Origin of the sequence: Mycobacterium sp. SMC-4 (assembly GCF_025263265.1) — a bacterium.
Lineage (GTDB): Bacteria > Actinomycetota > Actinomycetes > Mycobacteriales > Mycobacteriaceae > Mycobacterium.
Window position 1 is genome coordinate 2,277,270 of record NZ_CP079869.1, and the last position, 19,659, is coordinate 2,296,928.

General features: G+C 63.6%; 19 protein-coding genes. 7 read left to right on the plus strand and 12 right to left on the minus strand.

Annotation, left to right across the window (positions count from 1 at the left end; genetic code table 11):
• Positions 1-47 precede the first annotated feature (47 nt).
• Positions 48-830, plus strand: a complete 783-nt coding sequence (locus KXD98_RS11080) for an SDR family NAD(P)-dependent oxidoreductase (protein WP_260764385.1) — start codon at positions 48-50, stop codon at positions 828-830.
• Here KXD98_RS11080 and KXD98_RS11085 read toward each other — a convergent pair.
• Both KXD98_RS11085 and KXD98_RS11090 read right to left on the minus strand, forming a co-directional pair.
• Positions 827-1,861 carry a dihydrodipicolinate reductase gene (locus KXD98_RS11085; RefSeq protein ID WP_260765131.1) on the minus strand — a complete coding sequence of 345 codons (1,035 nt, stop codon included), beginning with the start codon at positions 1,859-1,861 and terminating at the stop codon, positions 827-829. The genes KXD98_RS11080 and KXD98_RS11085 overlap by 4 nt on opposite strands.
• Before the next feature lie 70 nt (positions 1,862-1,931).
• On the minus strand, positions 1,932-2,720 hold the full coding sequence (locus tag KXD98_RS11090; RefSeq protein WP_260764386.1) for an SDR family NAD(P)-dependent oxidoreductase: 789 nt from the start codon (positions 2,718-2,720) through the stop codon (positions 1,932-1,934).
• Between the two features lie 78 nt (positions 2,721-2,798).
• Between KXD98_RS11090 and KXD98_RS11095 the strand changes: the two genes are divergently transcribed.
• Positions 2,799-3,218, plus strand: coding sequence for a VOC family protein (locus KXD98_RS11095; RefSeq protein WP_260764387.1), 420 nt, complete (start codon positions 2,799-2,801; stop codon positions 3,216-3,218).
• 21 nt (positions 3,219-3,239) lie between these two features.
• Here the strand turns inward: KXD98_RS11095 and KXD98_RS11100 are convergent, their stop codons facing one another.
• Complete coding sequence (locus KXD98_RS11100; RefSeq protein WP_260764388.1) at positions 3,240-4,856, minus strand: class I adenylate-forming enzyme family protein; 1,617 nt, start codon at positions 4,854-4,856, stop codon at positions 3,240-3,242.
• Positions 4,857-5,013: 157 nt separating this feature from the next.
• On the opposite strand from KXD98_RS11100, the gene KXD98_RS11105 reads away from it, so the two are divergent.
• From KXD98_RS11105 to KXD98_RS11115, 3 genes are all read left to right on the plus strand, one after another.
• Entirely contained in the window at positions 5,014-5,490 is a 477-nt protein-coding gene (locus KXD98_RS11105; protein ID WP_313901290.1) for a nuclear transport factor 2 family protein, read from the plus strand.
• Between the two features lie 138 nt (positions 5,491-5,628).
• Entirely contained in the window at positions 5,629-6,861 is a 1,233-nt protein-coding gene (locus KXD98_RS11110; protein WP_260765132.1) for a CaiB/BaiF CoA-transferase family protein, read from the plus strand.
• A complete protein-coding gene (locus KXD98_RS11115) occupies positions 6,858-8,087 on the plus strand; it encodes a cytochrome P450 (RefSeq protein ID WP_260764390.1) in 1,230 nt (409 codons plus the stop codon). The genes KXD98_RS11110 and KXD98_RS11115 overlap by 4 nt, the downstream gene beginning before the upstream one ends.
• Positions 8,088-8,096: 9 nt before the next feature.
• Here KXD98_RS11115 and KXD98_RS11120 read toward each other — a convergent pair whose 3' ends face one another.
• From KXD98_RS11120 to KXD98_RS11160, 9 genes are all read right to left on the minus strand, one after another.
• Entirely contained in the window at positions 8,097-8,573 is a 477-nt protein-coding gene (locus KXD98_RS11120) for a hypothetical protein (RefSeq protein WP_260764391.1), read from the minus strand.
• A 143-nt stretch (positions 8,574-8,716) separates the two neighbouring features.
• The gene (locus KXD98_RS11125; RefSeq protein WP_260764392.1) at positions 8,717-9,316 is read right to left on the minus strand and encodes a TetR/AcrR family transcriptional regulator; all 600 of its coding nucleotides are present in this window, start codon (positions 9,314-9,316) and stop codon (positions 8,717-8,719) included.
• 91 nt (positions 9,317-9,407) lie between these two features.
• Positions 9,408-10,571: a lipid-transfer protein gene (locus tag KXD98_RS11130; RefSeq protein WP_260764393.1), complete on the minus strand. Its 1,164-nt coding sequence runs from the start codon at positions 10,569-10,571 to the stop codon at positions 9,408-9,410.
• Positions 10,568-11,020 (minus strand): MaoC family dehydratase, encoded by a 453-nt coding sequence (locus tag KXD98_RS11135; RefSeq protein WP_260764394.1) that lies wholly within the window; start codon positions 11,018-11,020, stop codon positions 10,568-10,570. Before KXD98_RS11135 ends, KXD98_RS11130 begins: the two co-directional genes overlap by 4 nt.
• Positions 11,017-12,129, minus strand: coding sequence for an acyl-CoA dehydrogenase family protein (locus KXD98_RS11140; protein WP_260764395.1), 1,113 nt, complete (start codon positions 12,127-12,129; stop codon positions 11,017-11,019). Before KXD98_RS11140 ends, KXD98_RS11135 begins: the two co-directional genes overlap by 4 nt.
• Positions 12,130-12,148: 19 nt before the next feature.
• The gene (locus tag KXD98_RS11145; protein WP_260764396.1) at positions 12,149-12,562 is read right to left on the minus strand and encodes a Zn-ribbon domain-containing OB-fold protein; all 414 of its coding nucleotides are present in this window, start codon (positions 12,560-12,562) and stop codon (positions 12,149-12,151) included.
• Entirely contained in the window at positions 12,562-13,116 is a 555-nt protein-coding gene (locus tag KXD98_RS11150; RefSeq protein WP_260764397.1) for a MaoC family dehydratase N-terminal domain-containing protein, read from the minus strand. The genes KXD98_RS11145 and KXD98_RS11150 overlap by 1 nt, the downstream gene beginning before the upstream one ends.
• Before the next feature lie 16 nt (positions 13,117-13,132).
• Positions 13,133-14,320, minus strand: a complete 1,188-nt coding sequence (locus KXD98_RS11155; protein WP_260764398.1) for an acyl-CoA dehydrogenase family protein — start codon at positions 14,318-14,320, stop codon at positions 13,133-13,135.
• Positions 14,320-15,492: a cytochrome P450 gene (locus KXD98_RS11160; protein WP_260765133.1), complete on the minus strand. Its 1,173-nt coding sequence runs from the start codon at positions 15,490-15,492 to the stop codon at positions 14,320-14,322. The genes KXD98_RS11155 and KXD98_RS11160 overlap by 1 nt, the downstream gene beginning before the upstream one ends.
• Positions 15,493-15,770: 278 nt before the next feature.
• Here KXD98_RS11160 and KXD98_RS11165 point away from each other — a divergent pair, with 278 nt between their 5' ends.
• Together KXD98_RS11165 and KXD98_RS11170 are read left to right on the plus strand one after the other, a co-directional pair.
• Positions 15,771-17,231 carry an aldehyde dehydrogenase family protein gene (locus KXD98_RS11165; protein ID WP_260764399.1) on the plus strand — a complete coding sequence of 487 codons (1,461 nt, stop codon included), beginning with the start codon at positions 15,771-15,773 and terminating at the stop codon, positions 17,229-17,231.
• A 44-nt stretch (positions 17,232-17,275) separates the two neighbouring features.
• Positions 17,276-19,657, plus strand: a complete 2,382-nt coding sequence (locus KXD98_RS11170; RefSeq protein ID WP_260765134.1) for a CaiB/BaiF CoA-transferase family protein — start codon at positions 17,276-17,278, stop codon at positions 19,655-19,657.
• Positions 19,658-19,659 lie beyond the last annotated feature (2 nt).

Sequence of the window (19,659 nt, forward strand, 5' to 3'; positions counted from 1 at the left end):
ATCAAATAAGAGAATTATCATTTCTGTTTCAGGGTAGCGTCCGGGGAGTGGGAACCTTGAATGGCCAGACCGCCTTTATCCTGGGTGCTTCCGCCGCTATGGCGCAGGCCAGCGCCAAGCTGCTGGCGGCTGACGGAGCATCGCTCTATCTGTTGGGCCGCTCCCAGCGGCGACTTGACGCGACTCGCGAGGCCATCCTCGAGGCAACCCCTTCTGCAGACATTGCGCTACACAAGGGGGACCCGGAGGACGAGACCACTGTCGAAGCGGCAGCGCGGTCAGCATTCGCCATGTACGGGCGACTGAACATCGTGCTGGGCACCGTCGCCGGCGGAGGGACGGGCCCACTGGTCGAACAGAGCCTCGAGACGTTCACCAACTTTGTGATGGGCAATCTGCGATCGAATTTCCTGGCGCTTCGCTACTCGGCGCCGTTGATGTCCGACGGCGGTTCCATCGTGTTCATCTCGTCGACATCGGCCAAGATCCCGATGGAGGGCCTCGGCCACTACTCGGCGGGAAAGGCCGCGTTGGAGATGATGATTCGGGTGGCCGCATCGGAACTGGGTCCGCGAGGCATCCGGGTCAATGCGGTGCGGCCCGGGTTGACCGAAGCTGCGACGACCCAGGGTTACATCCACCTCGAAGAATTGACGACCGCCTTTCTCGAGCGGGTTCCGTTGGGTCGCCTCGGGGTCGCCGACGACATCGCGCCCGCGGTGCGTTTCCTGGCGGGTCCCGAGTCGGGCTGGATGACCGGTCAGAGTTTTGCAATCGACGGCGGTAACGAGGTTCGCGGTGCGCCGCGGGGCCCGATGTTCACCGTTTAGTGCAGGTCCACTGCGTTGCGCGGCGCGGTGATCGGAAGGTCCAGCGACGTGGCGATACCGGGTGCGGCATCGACGACGTACGGAATCGCATTCACGACGCGCATGGCAGTGGCCTCCATGGCGTTGGCGTTCGCCGACTCGGCCGTATCCTCGGTTCCCAGCCGAAGGTCGCACTGCATGTGGGGCTCACCTTCGATGATCAGGCGATAGGTCCCGTTGGGAGCAGTCGCCCACTCGGGTGCCAGGTCGGGTGCCATCCGATTGATGTGCTCGATGGTGATCACCGGTTGTCCGTTGACGACGCCGGTGGTCTCGGCCCGCACTGCCCCGACCGTCCCCGCCGGGATCGTGCCGCAGGCGACGTGCAGGTCACGCGGGGTGAGCACGCGTTCGTACTTCTCGTCGATGCGGTCGAGCTGCACACCGAGAGCACTCGCCACCAGGCCGATCGGTGGCCCCCAGGCAAACTGCTGTGCTCCTTCGAGCTCGAGCAGGGGTGTGAACTCCAGTGGCTCGCCGAACCCCATCGCGGTCACCATCAGGTCGCGGTTCGGGTAGGCCGAATAGTCGAAGATCTCCTGGGCGCGGATGGTGCGAATGGTGTTCGACAACGTGGTCAGCAGCACCGCGAACTGGTCGCCGGCGAAGCCGGGCTCAATCCCCGAGGTGTAGATCGTGACACCGGCGCGCAGGGCGGCCTCGCGCACCTTGTCGGCGAGCTCGGGAATCCATTTGTCCGGGAACATCATTCCTGGAGTATTGGTCGTGACGACGTTGAGTCCACCTTCGAGAAGTCGGACGTAGTCGCGCACGGCTGCGGCGTCCATCTCAGGACTTGCCGCACCGTAGAGGACGCAATCGGGTTTGAGTGCGATGATGTCATCAAGGTCGTTGGTGGTCGTGACACCGATCGGGCCGATCCCGACGATCTCGCCGGCGTCGCGTCCGGTCTTTTCTGGACTGTGCACCCACACCCCGACGAGGTGCAGGTGCGCCCGCCGGACAATGGCGCGTATCGCCACGCTGCTGATCCAGCCGGTGGAGATGACAGCGACACGCAAGGGATTTGACGTCATGGATATTCCTTTCGCCCGGACGGGCTCAGAGATCGGGGATCGGCAGTGATGTGTTGGGGCCCTGCAAGCCCCCGTCGACGATGAATGTCGAGTTGGTGGCGTAACAATCTCGAGTGCAGAGATACAAGGTCAATCGGCCGAGATCGGCGACGTCACCGATCCGGTGCAGCGGGGTGAGCTCCTTGAGGGTGTCCTCCGAACCCGGCATCAGGTCGAAGCTGGTCTGCAGTCCGGCAGTCATGAACGCGCCCAAAGCGATGGCATTCACCCGGATCTTGGGTGCGAGCTCCTGCGCCATGGCGCGGGTCAGCGCTTCGAGTCCTCCCTTGGCCACTGAGTAAGGCAGGAGTCCTCGGATGCCGAATCGCGCCGCACCGGAGGATATGTTGACGATCGAACCTCGGCCGAGGTCGAGCATGTGCGGTACAACGAGCTGGCTCATGATGAACGCCGAGGTGACGCAATAGTCGAAGGTCTCGCGCAGGTTATCGTCGGTGAGGCTCAAGAACGGGCCGTAGGTCGCGAATCCCACGTTGTTGACCAGGATGTCGATACGCCCGAACTCATCGATGACTGTTCGGACGACACGCTCGCTGTCTTGGCGGGCGAGGGCATCCGCTGTGATGGCCAGACCCGTCCCCCCGGCGGCGATGATGTCCTCTATGGTTTCTTCGACCTCAGCGGAGGTTCGTGCGGTGCCGACAACGGTCGCGCCCGCTTCGGCCAGTACTTTGGCGATTCCTTCGCCGACGCCGCGTCCTGCGCCGGTGACGACCGCGACCTGCCCGTCGAGCTGGAACTGTTCGAGTGCCACACCGAGAAACTACCGTGTGAGAATTACAGTTTGCTCAAAATGGAAATAAGGATTGTAGGTACTGCCTAGAGTGCGCCCATGACCGAGCGACTGCCGATGCTTCACCATGTCGTCTTCGCAATCGCGCTCGAACGACTGGATCCGGCAGCGGAGTATCTGACCGCGCTCGGGTTTCGCTTCGACGCGTTCGATCACGACGACCTGGGACTGGCGATCAGGCTCGACTGGGACCGTGGATTTGAACTGATATCGCCACTTCCCGGTGCGCCGGAAGGTCCCGGAACTGCGTCTGAATTCTTGACTCGCAACGGCGACGGGCTGTTCTCGGTGGTGGTCCGCGTGCCTGACTGCGACGCTGCAGAACGCACAGCATGCCGCCACGGCACGAAGGCCGACTTCCGCCAACGCGTCGATGGTGATGATGGTGCGATCACCGAGGTGAAACTGGAGCCCCTGTTCGGCCTACCGTTGACGCTGCTGGAGATCGATTCAGCGTGACCGGGTTGTCGGATTCGCGATCTAGGTTCCCGCGAGTCGGGCGTTCAACTGTTGGGCCAGGTCTGATTTCTTGACTTTGCCGGTCGCAGTGAAGGGGAGTTGCTGCTTGTCGGTGATCCAGATGTGCTTGGGCACCTTGTAGGCCGACAGCCGACCCCGCAGGTCGGCACGCAGCGCTTCCGGATCCAGTTCGGCACCGCCGCGCGGGACCACCGCTGCGGTCACCACCGTACCGTGGTCGCCGTCAACTGCTCCGACGACGTACGCCTCCAGTACGCCCTCACAATCACACAGTGCGAGCTCGACTTCGGACGGTGTGACGTTGGTGCCGCCGCTGGTCTTGATCAGGTCGCCAAGACGGCCGGTGAAGGTGATCCACCCGTCGTCGAACCGAATCCCGCAGTCGCCGGTCCGGTAGTAACCGTCAGCAGTGAAGACATCCTCACGCTCGCGTTTGTAGAGACGTTGCATCAACGAGTGCCCACGGACCCAGATCTCACCGGAGGTCCCCGCAGGAACCGGTGAGCCGGTATCGGGGTCGACGATGAGATGCTCGAGTCCGTCGATCGTCCAGCCGCCTGTCTCGGTGCGCTCGGGCGGCTGGGGGATGTACGGGTCGACGCCGATGTGGTTACCGCACAGCTCGGTCATGCCCAGGGCGTTGGGGCCCTGGGGCCGGCGCTCGGACGTCACCATCGCCGGCATACTGGTGCGACGCACCGAACTGGTGTCCCGACTGCCGAAGTCTGGGTGCTCGGCCAGTGATTTGCCTTGTTGGGGCCAGCCCAACGTGATTGTCGCCCTGTGCCGCTCGATGAGCTCAAGTGCCTCACCCGCATCGAACGCCGGTTGAGTCACCAACATCGCACCGTGGTGGATGACGGCGTGCAGTCCGGTGATGAGACCGCCGACCCAGAAAAACGGCATGGACGTGAACATCACATCGTCGCGGGCGACATCGTAGGAGAAGGTCAGATTGTGGGTGTGGCGCACGAGAACGCCGTGCGTGTGCACCGGAGCTTTGGGGTCCCCGGTGCTGCCCGAGGTGTAGATGATCATCGCGTCGTCGGCCGGTGTGACACACGTTTCGACCGCGACGAGGAATTCCTCGTCGATCTCGCTCGTGGGAATCTCGTCATCGGAGATCCGGGTCGCCCAGAGCCGGTCGACATCGCCCCGGAACGCGACAGTCCGAAGGTAGGGGGCCGTCTTCACCGCGATCTGACCGGCCTGGCGATTCTCGTCCAGACCGGGAAAGGCCTGTTCCATCAGGTCGACGAAGTTCTGGTTGCGGAACCGCGGCCACCCCACGATCGCACTCAGATCGGCATGGCGGGTGGTCCAGGCCAGCTCGGATGCCTTGTAGAACGTATTGAGCGGGACTGCGACCGCCCCGATCCTGGTCACGGCGAACCAGGTGATCGCCCAGTCGACGCTGTTGGGCAACAAGATTCCCACATGGTCACCCTTGCCAATGCCCTTCGCGAGCAAGTTCAGCGCCAGCCGTGCTGACCGCCGGTCAAGATCGGCATAGGAAATGACTTGGCCGTCCGCGACGAGAAACGGCCTGTCCCCGTACCGTGCAGCAGACGAGCGCACCAGCGCGGGAACCGTAGCGGTGATGGTGGGAAACGGCATGAGGATGACCCTACCCAAATCGAGAATCTATGTTCTCGCAGTCTGGAATTTTCCTTATCATGGATGTGTGAGCTCTGCTGACGCCACCGGTCTGACTGCTCGGCTGGATCGGATCGAATCCGGACTTGCCCTTGCCCAGCTTCCGAGTCGTTATGCGATGGCGTTGGATGCACGTGACCTCGATGCGCTGGTGCGGCTCTTCGTCGACGATGTTGAAGCAGGTGCGGCCGGGGCCGGCCGTGAGGCGCTGAAGCGCTGGTACGACCGGGTGCTGCGGCGCTTCTACCGAAGCATCCATCTCGTGTGCGGCCATCAGTTCGATTTCGTCGACGCCGATCACGCGACGGGGTCGGTCTACTGTCGTGCCGAACACGAAGAAGGTGACGGATGGTATGTGATCACCATGCGCTATGACGACGTCTATGAGCGCCGTGACGGCGAGTGGTTTTTCGTCCGCCGCCGGGAGTATCCCTGGTACTCGGTCGATGTCACGGAACGCCCAGGGCCCGACTTCATCCGCTGGCCGGCAGACGTCGAGCTCAACGCGGCGATGCCTGCGCGAATGGCCTCGTGGTCAGCGTTTTGGGCCGGTGGCGACCCCGATCAACCGCGACGGCTTTCCGCGCGGCCGTGAGGTGGTCGTGGGCTTCGGCCGGGGTCCGCGCCGGTTTACAAAGCCGGCTGTAGATGACATTCTCTTAGATGGAAATCACCGTTATCGCTGGCCTCGGCCTCGCGAATGGCGCGGTTGCGCAGCCACCCACCGCAACGACTGGAGGACATCATTTCCACCGACAAAGTGCTCAACGGAGTACGCGTGCTGGAAGTCGCGGCATGGACGTTCGTGCCGTCGGCAGGAGCCGTTCTGGCGGAGTGGGGCGCGGAGGTCATCAAGGTCGAGCCGCGCGTTGGTGGTGACCCGCAACGGGGACTGGTCACGATGGGAATCGTCGACGAGGGCGGTGGTTCGGTCAACTACATGATCGAGATCCCCAACCGGGGAAAGAAGTCGATCGGCGTAGATCTGAGCACCCCCGGCGGCCGAGAAGTCGTGCGCGAACTGGCGAAGTCCTGTGATGTGTTTCTGACCAGCTACCTGCCCAGCCGTCGCAAGAAGATGGGGATCGATGTCGACGACATCAGGGCGGTCAACCCCAGCATCGTCTACGTCCGTGGTTCTGGCCATGGCCCGCAGGGCCCAGACGCCGACAAACCGGGCTATGACGGTGTCTCCTATTGGGCGCGTGGCGGAATCGCGACGGTGCTGACCGAGGAGGCCGACGAGCTGGTTCGCTCTCGCCCGGCATTCGGAGATCTGCTCGGCGGGATGACCATCGCTGGTGGAATTGCAGCGGCGCTCTACAAGAAGGCCACGACGGGGCAGGGCTCGGTTGTGGATGTATCGCTGCTGGGCCTGGCCGCTTGGAATCTGAGCCCGGATGTCGCTGTGAGTCAGATCCACGGCGGTGGCGCGATCCCCAAGTACGGTCATGCGGATGCACCCAATCCACTGGTCGGAACCTACCGAACCAAAGACGGCAGGTGGGTGCAGCTGATGATGTTGCAACTCGACAAGTTCTATGCGGAGACCATGCGTGCGATCGGCCTTTCCGAGTTGATCGATGATGTGCGCTTCGCCGAACCGGCACCGCGCTACGCAAACCGGGTCGAGCTCATTGCGCTACTCGACCAGGCCTTTGCGCAGCGCACCCTCGACGAGTGGCGTCAGGCGTTGGATGGGATCTCCGGTGCCTGGGGCATCGTTCAGACACCCGGCGAGCTGTGCTCGGATCCGGCGGTGACGGCCAACGGCTACATCGCCCAGACCGCCACGATGAACGGCGTTCCTTACGCCCTGCCGACCAACCCTGTCCAGTTCGACGAGCAGGCCGTGGTACCGCCAGGCGCGCCGGAGCACGGGCAACACACCGAAGAGGTGTTGATGGATGCCGGTCTGGCATGGGAAGAGATCGAGAAGTACAAGGAAAGCGGAGCCATTTTGTGAACGCAACGCCGATCGAAACCTCCGAAACCACAGTTGATTTCGACCCTTTTTCGGCAGATTTCTTCAACGGCGCGTATGACACCTACCGTCGACTGCGCAACGAGGCACCGATCTTCTACAGCAAGAAGTGGGACTTCTGGGCACTGTCGCGCTACGAGGATGTCGCGCCGGCTACCAAGGATCACGAGCTGTTCTCGTCGGCCAAAGGTGCCACGTTGGACATGGTGAAGGCGCATGACGACGCGATACCGGTGCCCAAGGTCATCATCTCGATGGATCCTCCAGAGCATCAGAAGATGCGCAAGCTGGTCAGCGCCGTGTTCACTCCGCGTGCGATCACCGGTCTCGAAGACATGGTGCGCGAGAAGATCTACGAGCGTCTTGATGCGCTTGATCCCAGCGCGTTCGATGTGGTCGAGGATTTTTCTGCGCTGTTTCCCAACGAGATCATCACGACCATGCTCGGGGTTCCCAAGGAGGATCGAGATCAGATCCGGCATTGGGTGGACCTGCTGATCGAACGGCACCCCGGTGAGATCGCCACGACCAAAGCCGGATACGAAGCCTCGGTCAAGACCGGCTTGTACTACTACGACCTGGTTCGTCAACGGCGAGCCGCGCCGCGCGACGACATGATCAGCCGCCTGATCGAGACCGAGGTCGAACGCGATGGCCAGGTGGAGAAGCTGACCGACGTGGATATCACGGGATTCGCCACGATGCTCGGGGGTGCCGGGGCCGAAACGGTGACAAAGCTGATCGGCAATGCAATGGTCGCGTTCGCCGACTTCCCGGACCAATGGCAGAAGCTGAAGGCGGACCGGTCAAAAATCCCGGCTGCTATCGAGGAGTTGCTGCGCTACGAGGCGCCTTCGCAGTATCAGGTCCGAACAGCCACCCGAGACGTCAGCTACCACGGGCAGACCATTCCCGAGGGTGCGGCGGTTCTTCTGGTGACCGGCGCTGCAACTCGCGACGAGCGGGTATTTCCCGAACCCGACCGGTTGGACATCGACCGGGAACGCAAGATGGGATTCAACCTGGCGTTCGGCTACGGCGTGCACAGCTGTCTCGGAGCCGCACTGGCTCGGATGGAGGGCCGCATCGCGCTCGGGGCGCTGCTGGACCTGCTACCGGAATTCGAGGTGGATCGCGGCGCCTTGAAGCGGGTGGCGACGACGAACGTCGCGGGCTACTCGCGCGTTCCGGTGCGACGGATCGGCTGAGTTGCGCGGTTAAGCTGTCGTCGCGAAAGGCGGCACCGCAGTCGTCAGGTGCTGTCCACACCGAAAGGTCTCGACCCCGGCGCCGGTGACGGCCAATCCGGCCGCCGCCATGGCCTGTCGCTTGAAAGCGACTGCGGCATTGCTCAATCGGTAGTCGAAGTTCGAAGACATTCCAAGCTGGGGCGGCAACGCGCTGGCGCCCCAGACGGCAACGTCGGTCCGCTGATGGCGCGTGAGGCTGGTGACAAGCCGGCGGACGTGTTGTCGCCGCTCGAGCAACGCGGCGGCCAAGAATAGGATGTCGGGCCACTCTGATTCGTAGTCGGCAACTTTCGGTAGATCATGACTACGCGTGCCCAGAATTGTCAGCGCGCGGGTGTCGCCGCTGTGCTCCAGATGCACCTCAACCTGCCAGCCCGTGCTCACCGAGTCGTAGATCAGGCCGCCCGCGGCCGACACCACTTCTGCCGCATCGGTGGCCAGCACCGAGAGACGGTATGGCGTTCCCCGCCCGTACCCACGGGTGCGTGGTGTCCGGCCATGTTCGTTCAACGCTGGGGGTGCCATCAGACCATGATAATAGTTATTTTCGCAAATGAGAACGATTATATTCAGCTGGTCGCCAGCACCTAGTTACGTCGGGGCGGACCACTGAATCCCTGGACCACGAAAGCGCGGACAAAATCCGCGACCGCGGAGTCGTCTTTCATGTCTACCCGCGGCGAAGGGGTGGTGAAGAGCGAGAACAGCATGCGAGAGAACCATTCTGCGGCCGCCGCGACGTCCAGATCGCTGCGAACTTCGCCGGTGATCCTGGCCGATGCCACGTAAGGAGTGAGAAACTCGGTGCATTCCTGCAGTAACGAGGCGGCATTTTTGGTCAACATCAGGTTGACCTCCTCGTCGTCGAAGTACACCTCGGGCTCGACCACCCGGCGTGCCTGGGTGACGAACACGGCTGCTCGAACGAGCTTGTCCTCCAGCGTGCTACCGCCATCGCGGTCGATGGCCTTGGCCATGTTGCGGTAGAACCGCTGGGATGCGGCTTCAGCGCAGGCCTCGACGATGGTCGGTTTGTCACGGAAATACTCATAGAACGTGCTGCGCGAAACATCGGCGGCGCGTGCAATGTCGACGACAGTGGTCCTGCGCAGTCCTCGGGTACGGAAGCAGCCGAAAGCCGCGGCGATGATCGCCTCACGGGTGTCCGTGGCGGTGGCCTGCGTCATGTCCAGGACCTCAATCCTCTCTGCTCACCGGGCGTCGGCGCAGCATGTGTCTGGTGCAGACAATAGTGCTGTCACGACCCCGGTGGGCTGGTCACCGGTCCGGAGACAGGATCAGCCCACTCGTCGGGACGCCGGTACCCGAGGTGACCAGCACATGCTCCACGTTGTCGACCTGGTTGTAGGAGGTTCCGCGCACCTGGCGAACACCTTCGGTGATGCCGTTCATCCCGTGAATGTAGGCCTCGCCCAGAAGGCCGCCGTTGGTGTTGATCGGCATCCGGCCGCCCAGCGAAAGTTCCTCGACGGACACGAAGTCCTTGGCTTCGCCCCGCCCGCAGAAGCCGAGCTCTTCGAGCTGGGTGAACACAAACGGTGTGAAGTGGTCATAGAGGAAAGCCGTGGAGATGTCGTCGGGCTTCAGGCCAGAATCACCCCACAGTTTGTGGCCGACGATGCCCATCTCGGGCAATCCGGTGATCTCGTCGCGGTAGTAGCTCGTCATCACCTCGCCGTCGTAGGCCGCACCTTGTGCCGCGGCGGTGATCACCGCTGGGGGATGGGGTAGGTCGCGAGCCCGTTCGACGCTCGTCACCACCATCGCGACGCCGCCGTCACTTTCCTGGCAGCAGTCGAGCAGACGCAGCACGGGCTCGATGATCCAACGCGACTGCTGGTGCTGTTCGATGGTGATCGGTTTGCCGTAGAACCAGGCGTCGGGGTTGTTCGCGGCATGCTTGCGGTCGATGACCGAGATCTTGCCGAAGTCGGCGTTGGTGACGCCGTACTCGGTCATGTACCTCTGGGCGTGCAGGGCAACCCACGCCGCCGGGGTCATGAACCCGAACGGTGCATACGGCGCCATCCACAGCGGTGTCACGCCCGGCTGACGGCCGGCGCCGCCGAATCGGAATCCGGATCGTTCGTTGAAGGCCCGGTAACAAACCACCGCTTCGGCGGCGCCCGTTGCCACCGCCATTGCTGCCTGCATGACGGTGCCGGCCGCAGCACCTCCGCCGTGCGGTACCCGGGTGAAGAACGAGAGATTCTGAATGCCGACGTTGCGTGCCACCTCGATCTCTTCGTTCTCGTCGACGGTGAAGGTCACCATCCCGTCGATGTCGCTGGGGCGCAAGCCGGCATCGGCAATCGCTGCCTTGACCGCTTCGCAGGCCAGCTGCATCTCGGTGCGACCGGACTCCTTGGAGTACTCGGTCTGCCCGATGCCGGCCAGCGCGGCTTTGCCACCGAGACTCATGCGCCCGCGCCGTCGAGCAAACTGAGCACCGCAGTACCGGTGACGTGGGCGCCGAGGCTGTTGGTGCCGGTGAACGACACTTCGATCAGCCCTTCGTTGTCGGTCGAAGTCTTGTCGGTGACCTTGCCTTCGAACCGGAGCGGATCGTTCGGATAGGCAGGTACGCCAAGGCGGATCGAGAGCTTCTTGACCATGGCTTCCGGGCCGGCCCAGTCATGCAGAAACTTCACACACAGGCCATTGGTGGTGAGGATGTTCAGGAAGATGTCCTTGGAGCCTTGCGAATTGGCGAAGTCACGATCATGGTGGACCGGCATGTAGTCGCGGGAGGCAATGGCTCCGGCGACGATCAGCGTGGTGGTGACCGGGACATCCATCGGTGTCACGTCGTCGCCGACGGAGATGGAGTCCCACGCCAAGGTGGTGGTGCGGCCGATGGTCGCGGTCATTCGCTGATTCCTTCCGAATATCCGGCACCCAGCCGGGCCAAATGTTGTGACGGTGATCCCAGTGAGAGCTCGATCTGCTTGGCCCACAGGAAATAACGGTGCAGGGGATAGGTGACATCGATGCCCATTCCGCCGTGCACTTGTTGTGCGGATGCGACCACGCGTGCACCGGCTTCCCCGGCCCAGAACTTCGCGATGCTGGCTGCTCGCTCGGCGTTTCGGCCTTCGCTGATCAGCCAGGCAGCATGCCAGGTGGTCCACCGGATGGCCTGCACGTCGATGAACGCATCGGCGAGCCGCTGTTGCACTGCTTGGAAGGACCCGATCGGTCTCCCGAACTGCTCGCGCTCGCTGGTGTAGGACGCGGCGAGTTTCAATGCTCGCTCCGTGACGCCAACCTGGACCGCGCAGAGCCCTACCAAGGCCCGGGTGTACAGCGCAGTGACGATGTCGCCGTCGGTGTGTTCGGTGAGGCGCCGGGCTGACGCACCTGCCAGTGTGACGTCGGCGAAGGGCTCGCCGTTGGTCGTGAGCACCGGGTCGACGGTGATGCCGTCTGCGGGTGTGTCGACGACGAACAGGCCGGGGCCGTCCTCCGCGGTGGCAGTCACCACGAGTGCCGAGGCGAGCTGTGCCGCGGGTGCGAGTTCCTTGACACCGTCGAGAAGCCAGGCATCGCCATCGCGTCGGGCCGTGGTGCGGGGTGCGGCAGGGTTGGAGTTACCCGGTTCGGCCAAGGCAGCGCTGAGAATGATGCTGCCGTCGATCACACCGGGGAGAAGCTGCTGCTGAATCCCGGTGTCACCGTGCCGGGCAATGGTGTCGGCGCCGAGCACCAGCGTGGCGTAGAGCGGAACCGGTGCGACGCTCCATCCGACCTCGCTGAGCAGTACTCCGAGTTCCAGGAATCCGCCACCACTGCCTCCGATCGATTCGGGCAGAGCGATGCCGAGCAGGTCGGAGCTCGCCAGCTCGGTCCACAGCGCCGGGTCGTATCGGGTCTCGCCGGCTTCGAGTTCGGTGAGACGCTCGGGTGTGGCGCGGTGCTCGAACAATTGGCGGGCAACCTTGCTTACCGTTTCCTGCTCGTCGGTAAAAGTGAAATCCATTGTCGCTGAATACTTTCGACTAGGGTACGGGCCTGAACTGGTGGAGCGCCAGCTCGTCGCCGCTGGGCAGGGCTTCGAAGGTCTCGTAGAAGACCTCCACAGGCATCCCGACCTCAATGTCCTCGGGGGCGATGTCGCAGAGGTTAGACACGATCCGCACGCCTTCGTCGAGTTCGATCAGCGCGACGACGTAGGGGTACTCCAGGAAGGGCAACGGCGGGTATTGCGGCATCACGAAGCTGTACACCGTGCCGCGCCCGGTGCTGACGACGAAATCCCAGTTCAGCGACTGACACCTGCCACACATGGGGCGCGGGGGAACGCGTAGCGTCTGGCAGTCGGTGCACCGCTGGATACGAAGCTCCTTCACCTTCAGCCCCGACCAGAAAAACTCCGTGTCAGGGCTGATCGACGGAGCCAGCCGGGTGGCCATCAGGCCCCGCCTGTCTTGAATCGCAGCGTGCGGAAACGTTGACGGCCGATGACTTCGCCGTTCTGGTCCCGGTACGTGGTAATCCAGGTGACGAAGAAGCCGTGACCCATGGCCGTCTTCTTCTCATCGGAGATGGTCTCGAAGACCGTCTCGGCGGTGATCTCGTCGCCGACTCGGGGATAGCGTTCCATCTCGAATTCGGAATTGGTGGCGATCGTGCCGGTGTATCCGGCATCGGTGAGGCACTTCAGCGGATTCTCACCCTTCATCACGATCGGCACACCACCGCGCTCGTGAATGCCTTCGAGAGCGGGCGGCGCCATGGTCCATGACTGCAGCATCACCGGAGGCGAAACGAGACCACCGTATCGGGAAGCGGAAGCGAACTCCGGATCGAGATAAGCCGGATTCAGGTCGTTGAGCGCATAGGCCCAGTGCCGGATCATCGCGGTATTGACCGGATCAGGAGCCTTGGCCGGCTGCCCGGATGAGATCGGCTTGCCGATCAGCGCGTCGAGGCGTTCCCGCATGTCATCTTTCGCGGTTTCTGTCATTGTGTCGGCCTTCCTTTCAGGATGCGCTGGCTCGCATGTCCCGGGGTGCGCGCGGCATTCCGAGACCCGCCATCGCGATGATGTCGCGTTGAACTTCGTTGGCACCGCCGCCGAAGGTGTTGATGACAGCCAGCCGGTAGGCGGTCTCCAACTCACCCTTGAGTGGTCCGTCCGATCCCTTCCTTGTTCCGGCCTGACCCATGATGTCGAGTAGCTCACGGGCGACTCGTTGGGTGAGTTCGGTGCCGAATACCTTGGAGGCTGAGGCCTCGGCCATACCGATGGCGCCGGCGCCCATGTTGGAGTTGACGCGCAGATTGAGTAACCGATAGGCGGCCACCTGTGCCTCCACACGGGCCAGCGCCTGTTGGACCCACGGCTGGTCGATCACCCTGCCGCCGTCGAGGGGGGTCTCCCGAGCCCACTGCACAGTCTTCTCCAGCAGGGGTTCCAGCGCACCGAGATTTCCCAACGCTGCGCGTTCCAGGTTGAGCTGGTTGGTCACCAGCTTCCAGCCTTCGTTCTCGCCGAGCACGATTGCGCTGGCGGGAACCCTGAGGTCGTCGTAAAACGTGTAGTACGTCGTCACTCCGGGCATGGTGTGCAGCGGCTTGAAGGAGAATCCGGGGGAGTCCGTCGGCACGATGAAGATCGTGATCCCCTTGTGCTTCTTGGCGTGCGGATCAGTGCGTGCTGCCAGCCAGACGTAGTCGGCGAACTCGGCACCGCTGGTCCACATCTTGGCACCGTTGATCACGTAGTGATCTCCGTCGCGCGCAGCGCTCGTCCGCAGCGACGCGAGATCGCTCCCGGCACCCGGTTCGGAATAGCCGATGGCGAAATCAACTTCACCCCTGAGGATCGCCGGAAGGAAGGTGTCCTTCTGTTCCTGCGTACCGAACTGAATCAAGGTGGGGCCCACCGTGTTCAGGGTGATCATCGGGAGAGGGGCGTTCACCCGGCGGGCTTCCTCGCCGAAGATGTACTGCTCCAATGCCGAGAGGCCGTGGCCACCGAACTCGACCGGCCAGGCCACGCCGAGCAGACCGGCCGCCCCGAGGGCTCGACGGCATTCCGAGACCGCGGCGCCGCCTTCCGCGAGTCCGGCTACGGCGGCGCGACGCTCCGGTGTCATGACGGCTTCGAGGCGCTCGCGGTAATCCTTGCGGAGCTGTTCTTGCTCGGGCGTGTAGTCGAAGTCCATCAGAGGTCTGCTCCCAGTCGAACGGGCATGCGTTTGACGCCCGGCACCATGGTGGCGCGTAGCCGGGTGACGTCCCCGGTGAGTTCAATTGTCGGATAGGTGCCTAGCAGCACCTCGAACATCACTCGTGCCTCCAGCCGCGCCAGCTGGGCACCCATACATGCGTGTTCGCCTGCACCGAAGGCGATGTGGGGGTTGGGGTTGCGGGTGATGTCGAATTCCTCGCTGTTGGGGCCGAAGATTTCTTCGTCGCGGTTGGCGGAGCCGTAGAGCATCACCACGGTGTCCCCGGCCTTGATCTGCTGGCCGCGGATTTCGACGTCCGCCGTCGCTCGCCGAGCCATGTGGGTCACCGGGGTGGTGTACCGCAACATCTCTTCGACGGCGCAGGTCAGCAGTGAGGGGTCGGAACGGAGGAGGGCGAACTGGTCCGGGTGCTCGATGAGCGCCAGGGTTCCGAGGGCAATCAGATTGCGGGTGGTCTCATTGCCTGCCACCAGAAGCAGGAAGGAGAAGTTCAGCAGGTCCTCGTCGGTGAGGCGTTCGCCGTCGACTTCAGCCGCGGCGAGAATGCTCAGCAAGTCCTCTTGTCCGGTCACCTTTCCCGACCGGCGGGCCTCGATGAGTTTCATGAAGTACTCGAACAGTTCCCCCATCGCCACCTGCGGATCCAGTTCGATCTCCGGGTCGTCACCCCCCACGGCAGCGTCCGACCAGGTCCGGAACTGCTCCCAATCTTCCGGCGGCGCGCCGAGCATCTCGGCGATGAACCGGGTGGGCAGGGGTGCGGCAATCTCTTCGGCGAACTCATACGTGCGGGTTGGGTCAATCCCGTCGACGATTCCCTTGACGATCTCCCTGATCTTGGGCTCTAGCAAAGTCACCTGCCGCCGGGTGAAGCCGGCGTTGATCAGCTTGCGCAACTGGCGGTGGCGGGGCGGGTCGGTGAAGATCAGATTGCCTTCTTGCACCGGCTCGGGAAGCACCGGGTCGGGGATCGTGATTCCCTTGGCCGACGAGAAGAGCTGCGGGTGACTGGAGACGTACCGGACATCCTCGTACTTCAACAGCGCCCAGAAGTTTGTCACGTCGTTCCACACCACCGGTGTGGTGTTGCGAAGTTCCCGGAAGGCGGGGTAGGGGTCGCCCGCGTAGAAGTCGGGCGAGTGCAGCGGAACCGTGGTGACGGGCACAGGGGGCCTTTCTGAACAAGTCGCTTGTCGGACAGATAATCACAAGATGTCCGACTCAAGTAGTGTGTACATCAGCATGAGTGCAGGTGTCAATTGTAAAACACAGTGTTCAGGGGCCATGATTGTTGACGCCTGGAGCTCAGACGGTGTACACAGGGGAACTGTATGTAGGAGAAGTCAGCCACCGCTGTTTGTTGGTCACCACTTCCTGCCGACGTCATGACAGCCCACCGCAGCCAGAGAGGTCGACGCGTTCGATGGTCACGACAAGCCCCCTCGTCGAGGAGTACGGCCACTACATCGGAGGCCGGTGGCTGGCGCCGGACTCTGGTCGTTATGACGTACTGAATCCGGCAACCGAAGAGGTCATCGCTTCGGCGCCGGATGCCGGAGAGGCCCGAGTCGAACTCGCAGTGGCTGCAGCGCGGGAGGCCTTCGACACTGGTCCTTGGCCTCATCTCGACCCGGCCGAGCGGGGGCGCTGCCTGCAACAGCTCAGCGATGCGCTGCTGGCGCGCAGCGAGGATGTCTATGCCCTCGCCCAGGCGGAGTGGGGCTGTACAGCAAACGAAAGGCTGATCCACGTCGAAGGACCCGCGTTCATGGTGGGCCACTCGGCGGAACTGGCGACCGAGCCGGCCGAAGCGCCGATGGACGCATGGGGCGCGGCGGGCACGACGTACCTGCGCTACGAGCCACTCGGAGTCGTGGCTGCGCTGACACCGTGGAACTTCCCCCACACGCTGAACGTGATGAAGCTCGGCGCCGCGCTCGCCGCCGGAAACACCCTGGTCCTCAAGCCGTCGCCGTTGACCCCGCTGTCTGCGCTCGCGCTGGCCAAGCTCATCGACGAAGAGACCGACATCCCGCCCGGGGTGGTGAACGTCGTGACGCCGACGGGGGTCGAGGCAAGCAGATTGCTGACCTTGGACCCGCGCGTCGACATGGTCAGTTTCACCGGGAGCTCGGCGGTAGGCCGTGAGGTGATGGCCGGTGCCGCGACCACCATGAAGCGTGTACTGCTGGAGTGTGGCGGCAAGTCTCCGGCGATCTTGACCGATGACGTCGAGGTCACCGACGAACTGATCCAGAGAATTCTGTTCGAGGGGTGCACGTTGCACGCAGGCCAGGCCTGCATACTCAACAGTCGCCTGCTGCTGCCGGCGTCTCTACACGACGAAGTCGTCGAGAGGCTCGTCGACGCGGCCGCCCAGGTGGTCGTCGGGAACCCGGTGGACAGCGACGTCAGCATGGGCCCACTGATCAGCTCGGAGCACCTCGAGCGTGTCGAAACGCTGGTCGCGCGCGCGGCCAGTGACGGCGCCACGATAGCCACCGGGGGCCAGCGGGCCAAAGACCACAGTTCTGGCTTCTTTTTCCAGCCAACGATTCTGACCGATGTCGGCGCGGACGCAATGATCGCCCAGGAGGAAGTGTTCGGACCGGTGTTGACCGTGTTGCCCTATCACGGCGACGACGAGGCGGTCGCCATCGCCAACAACTCCGCCTACGGCTTGGGGGGCGGCGTGTGGGCCACCGACGTCGACCGAGCAGTGGCGATCGCGCGCAAGCTCAGAACCGGACAGGTGTCGATCAACGGCACCATTCCCGGGGACGCCCCGTTCGGTGGATTCAAACAGAGCGGTATCGGACGCGAAGGCGGGGTCATGGGCCTGCGCGCCTATATGGAGCCCAAAGCGATCGGAGTGCCCGCGTGAGCAGCGGAGCGAACCATCAAGCACAGACCGGGCCACTGGCCGGACTGCGTGTGGTGGAGGTCGGCATCGACATTGCCGGGCCGTACTCGACCAAGCTGCTCGTTGACCTCGGTGCCCAGGTGTACAAGATCGAACGACCCGGCGGTGACCCGATGCGTTCGTGGGGGCCGGCCCTCGGCGATGACGCCGAAGCGCACAGCGGATTATTCGAGTATCTCAATGCGGGAAAGCATGGTGCCACAGTCGATCTCGCGACTGAAGAGGGCGCGGTGCTGGCTCGGGAGCTGATCGCCGGCGCCGACCTCCTCGTCGAGAATCTGGGTCCGGGTGCGCCGCAGGAGTGGGCTGAACTGCTCGCGACCGACAGCCTGCAGCGGATCAATCCTGGGTTGGTGGTGGTTCGGATCTCCGATTTCGGTCAGTCTGGACCTCTGCGTGACCAGGTGATGACTCCGCTGACCATGCAGGCGGTTTCGGGGTGGGTCAGCGAGCGCGAATTCGGCAGGGCGCCGGTGCAGGCCGGGGCCCGGATCCCGGAGTACATCGGCGGAGCCTACGCAGCTCTGGGTGCACTGACCGCGATGCGTATCGCCGGCGCCGCCGGCGGCATCGTCGAAGTTGACGTCTCGATGTTCGAGTCGTTGCTGTCGACACTGCCGTATCCGATGATGCTGGCCGAGAAGCTCAAGAACATGGGGCTGCCGACGAACACCAAAGCCGGTCCGATGCTCGGTATCGTCCGGGCCTCGGACGGCTGGGTCGGCATCAACTGCCTGACTGGCCAGCATTGGCTCGACGTGTGTGCAATGGTGGGGCTGTCGGAGTTCGAAGAACACCAACTCGCGATCATGCTCGGTGGGCCAGAGCGTGACGAGTTCTTCACCAAGGTTCAGCCCTGGCTGGATTCGATGACCGTTGCCGAGATCGTCGACGTCTGCCAGGCGATGCGGATCCCAGCCGCTCCGGTGACCGACGGCGCCACCATCTCGCAATGTCCCCAGTACGCCGAGCGCGGTTTCTTCCTCGAATCAGGTCAATCATGCTCAGCGACAAAAGGATTCCTTCGGCCTGGGCCGCCGTTTCGGTTGTCGACGACACCGGCTGCGGTGCCTCCGTCCCCGGCGCCACACTTGGGCGGTGCGCCGGCCCAGGCGTGGCCGGCCCGCACCGCTTCGGCAGCAGCCGACACGGTCGACGACGCCGCACTACCGTTCGCCGGTGTGAAGGTGTTCGACCTGAGCACCTTCTGGGCCGGTGCATACCTCACCTGCTACCTGGGGGCATTCGGCGCCGATGTCATCAAGATCGAGTCGATCCAGCGGCCCGATGCGCACCGGTTCTCCGGTGCGCTGTTGCGCCAGGGCGATGACTGGTACGAGCAGGGACCGTTGTGGCAGGGGACCAATCTCAACAAGCGTGACCTCACATTGGATCTGTCGTCGCCGGAAGGGCGCGAGCTTGCCATGAGGCTGGCCACCGAAGCCGACGTGGTCGTCGAGAATTTCTCGCCGCGGGTCGTGGAGCACTTCGGCCTGGACTATCCCTCGCTGACACAGCTGAATCCAGATGTCCTGATGGTGCGGATGCCCGGGTTCGGGCTGGAAGGCCCGTGGCGCGACTACGTCGGCTGGGCGTTGAACATCGAACAGCTCTCCGGAATGTCGGCGGTGACGGGCTACGACGACGGCCCGCCGTGCAACCTGCAGGGGCCCGCCGACCCCATTGCCGGCGTGCACGCTGCGGTCGCACTGCTGGCGGCAATGCATCACCGGTCTCGCACGGGTGAGGGACAATTGATCGAGGTCGCTCAGATCGAGGTCGGCGCAGCTGTGACTGCCGAGCCCGTCATCGAGCATTCGCTGACCGGTGCTACCCGAGCGCGCGAGGGCAACCGCGATCGACGCTTTGCCCAAGGTGTTTACGCCGCGCAGGGAGAAAGCGAGTGGGTTGCGGTCAGTGTGCGGGACGACAGCGACTGGCGCGCGGTGGTCGAGGTCATCGGGAGGGCTGACTTGCTTGCCGATCCACGATTCGCCACGGCCGACGCCCGCCTGGTCCATCACGACGATTTCGATGCCGTTCTGTCCGCATGGTGTGCGACGCAGGACCCGGACGTCGCGGTGGAACAACTCGGTAGCCGGGGAGTTCCGGCGGGGCGCCTGCTGACGGCTGACCGCATGTACGACGTCGAGCAGCTCGCCGCGCGCGGCTACTACCAGGAGCTCGAGCATCCCGTCTCCGGCCGCCTGCGCTACCCGGGCTGGCCTTTTCAGTTCAGTACCGGGCCGACCCACCATCACCGCAGCGCGCCACCGACGTTAGGTCAACACAACGTCGAGGTGCTGACCGCACAGGGCCTCTCAGCCGACGACATCGAATCGTTGCGATCCCGACAGGTTATCGGCGAGAAGCTGCTCAACGCCTGAGT

Excerpts from the sequence above, each read along its gene's own strand:
- KXD98_RS11095 (WP_260764387.1), top strand. The coding sequence starts at position 2,799 with ATGACCGAGCGACTGCCGATGCTTCACCATGTCGTCTTCGCAATCGCG.
- KXD98_RS11100 (WP_260764388.1), bottom strand. The coding sequence starts at position 4,856 with ATGCCGTTTCCCACCATCACCGCTACGGTTCCCGCGCTGGTGCGCTCG.
- KXD98_RS11105 (WP_313901290.1), top strand. The coding sequence starts at position 5,014 with ATGGCGTTGGATGCACGTGACCTCGATGCGCTGGTGCGGCTCTTCGTC.
- KXD98_RS11125 (WP_260764392.1), bottom strand. The coding sequence starts at position 9,316 with ATGACGCAGGCCACCGCCACGGACACCCGTGAGGCGATCATCGCCGCG.
- KXD98_RS11130 (WP_260764393.1), bottom strand. The coding sequence starts at position 10,571 with ATGAGTCTCGGTGGCAAAGCCGCGCTGGCCGGCATCGGGCAGACCGAG.
- KXD98_RS11135 (WP_260764394.1), bottom strand. The coding sequence starts at position 11,020 with ATGACCGCGACCATCGGCCGCACCACCACCTTGGCGTGGGACTCCATC.
- KXD98_RS11140 (WP_260764395.1), bottom strand. The coding sequence starts at position 12,129 with ATGGATTTCACTTTTACCGACGAGCAGGAAACGGTAAGCAAGGTTGCC.
- KXD98_RS11145 (WP_260764396.1), bottom strand. The coding sequence starts at position 12,562 with ATGGCCACCCGGCTGGCTCCGTCGATCAGCCCTGACACGGAGTTTTTC.
- KXD98_RS11150 (WP_260764397.1), bottom strand. The coding sequence starts at position 13,116 with ATGACAGAAACCGCGAAAGATGACATGCGGGAACGCCTCGACGCGCTG.
- KXD98_RS11155 (WP_260764398.1), bottom strand. The coding sequence starts at position 14,320 with ATGGACTTCGACTACACGCCCGAGCAAGAACAGCTCCGCAAGGATTAC.
- KXD98_RS11165 (WP_260764399.1), top strand. The coding sequence starts at position 15,771 with ATGGTCACGACAAGCCCCCTCGTCGAGGAGTACGGCCACTACATCGGA.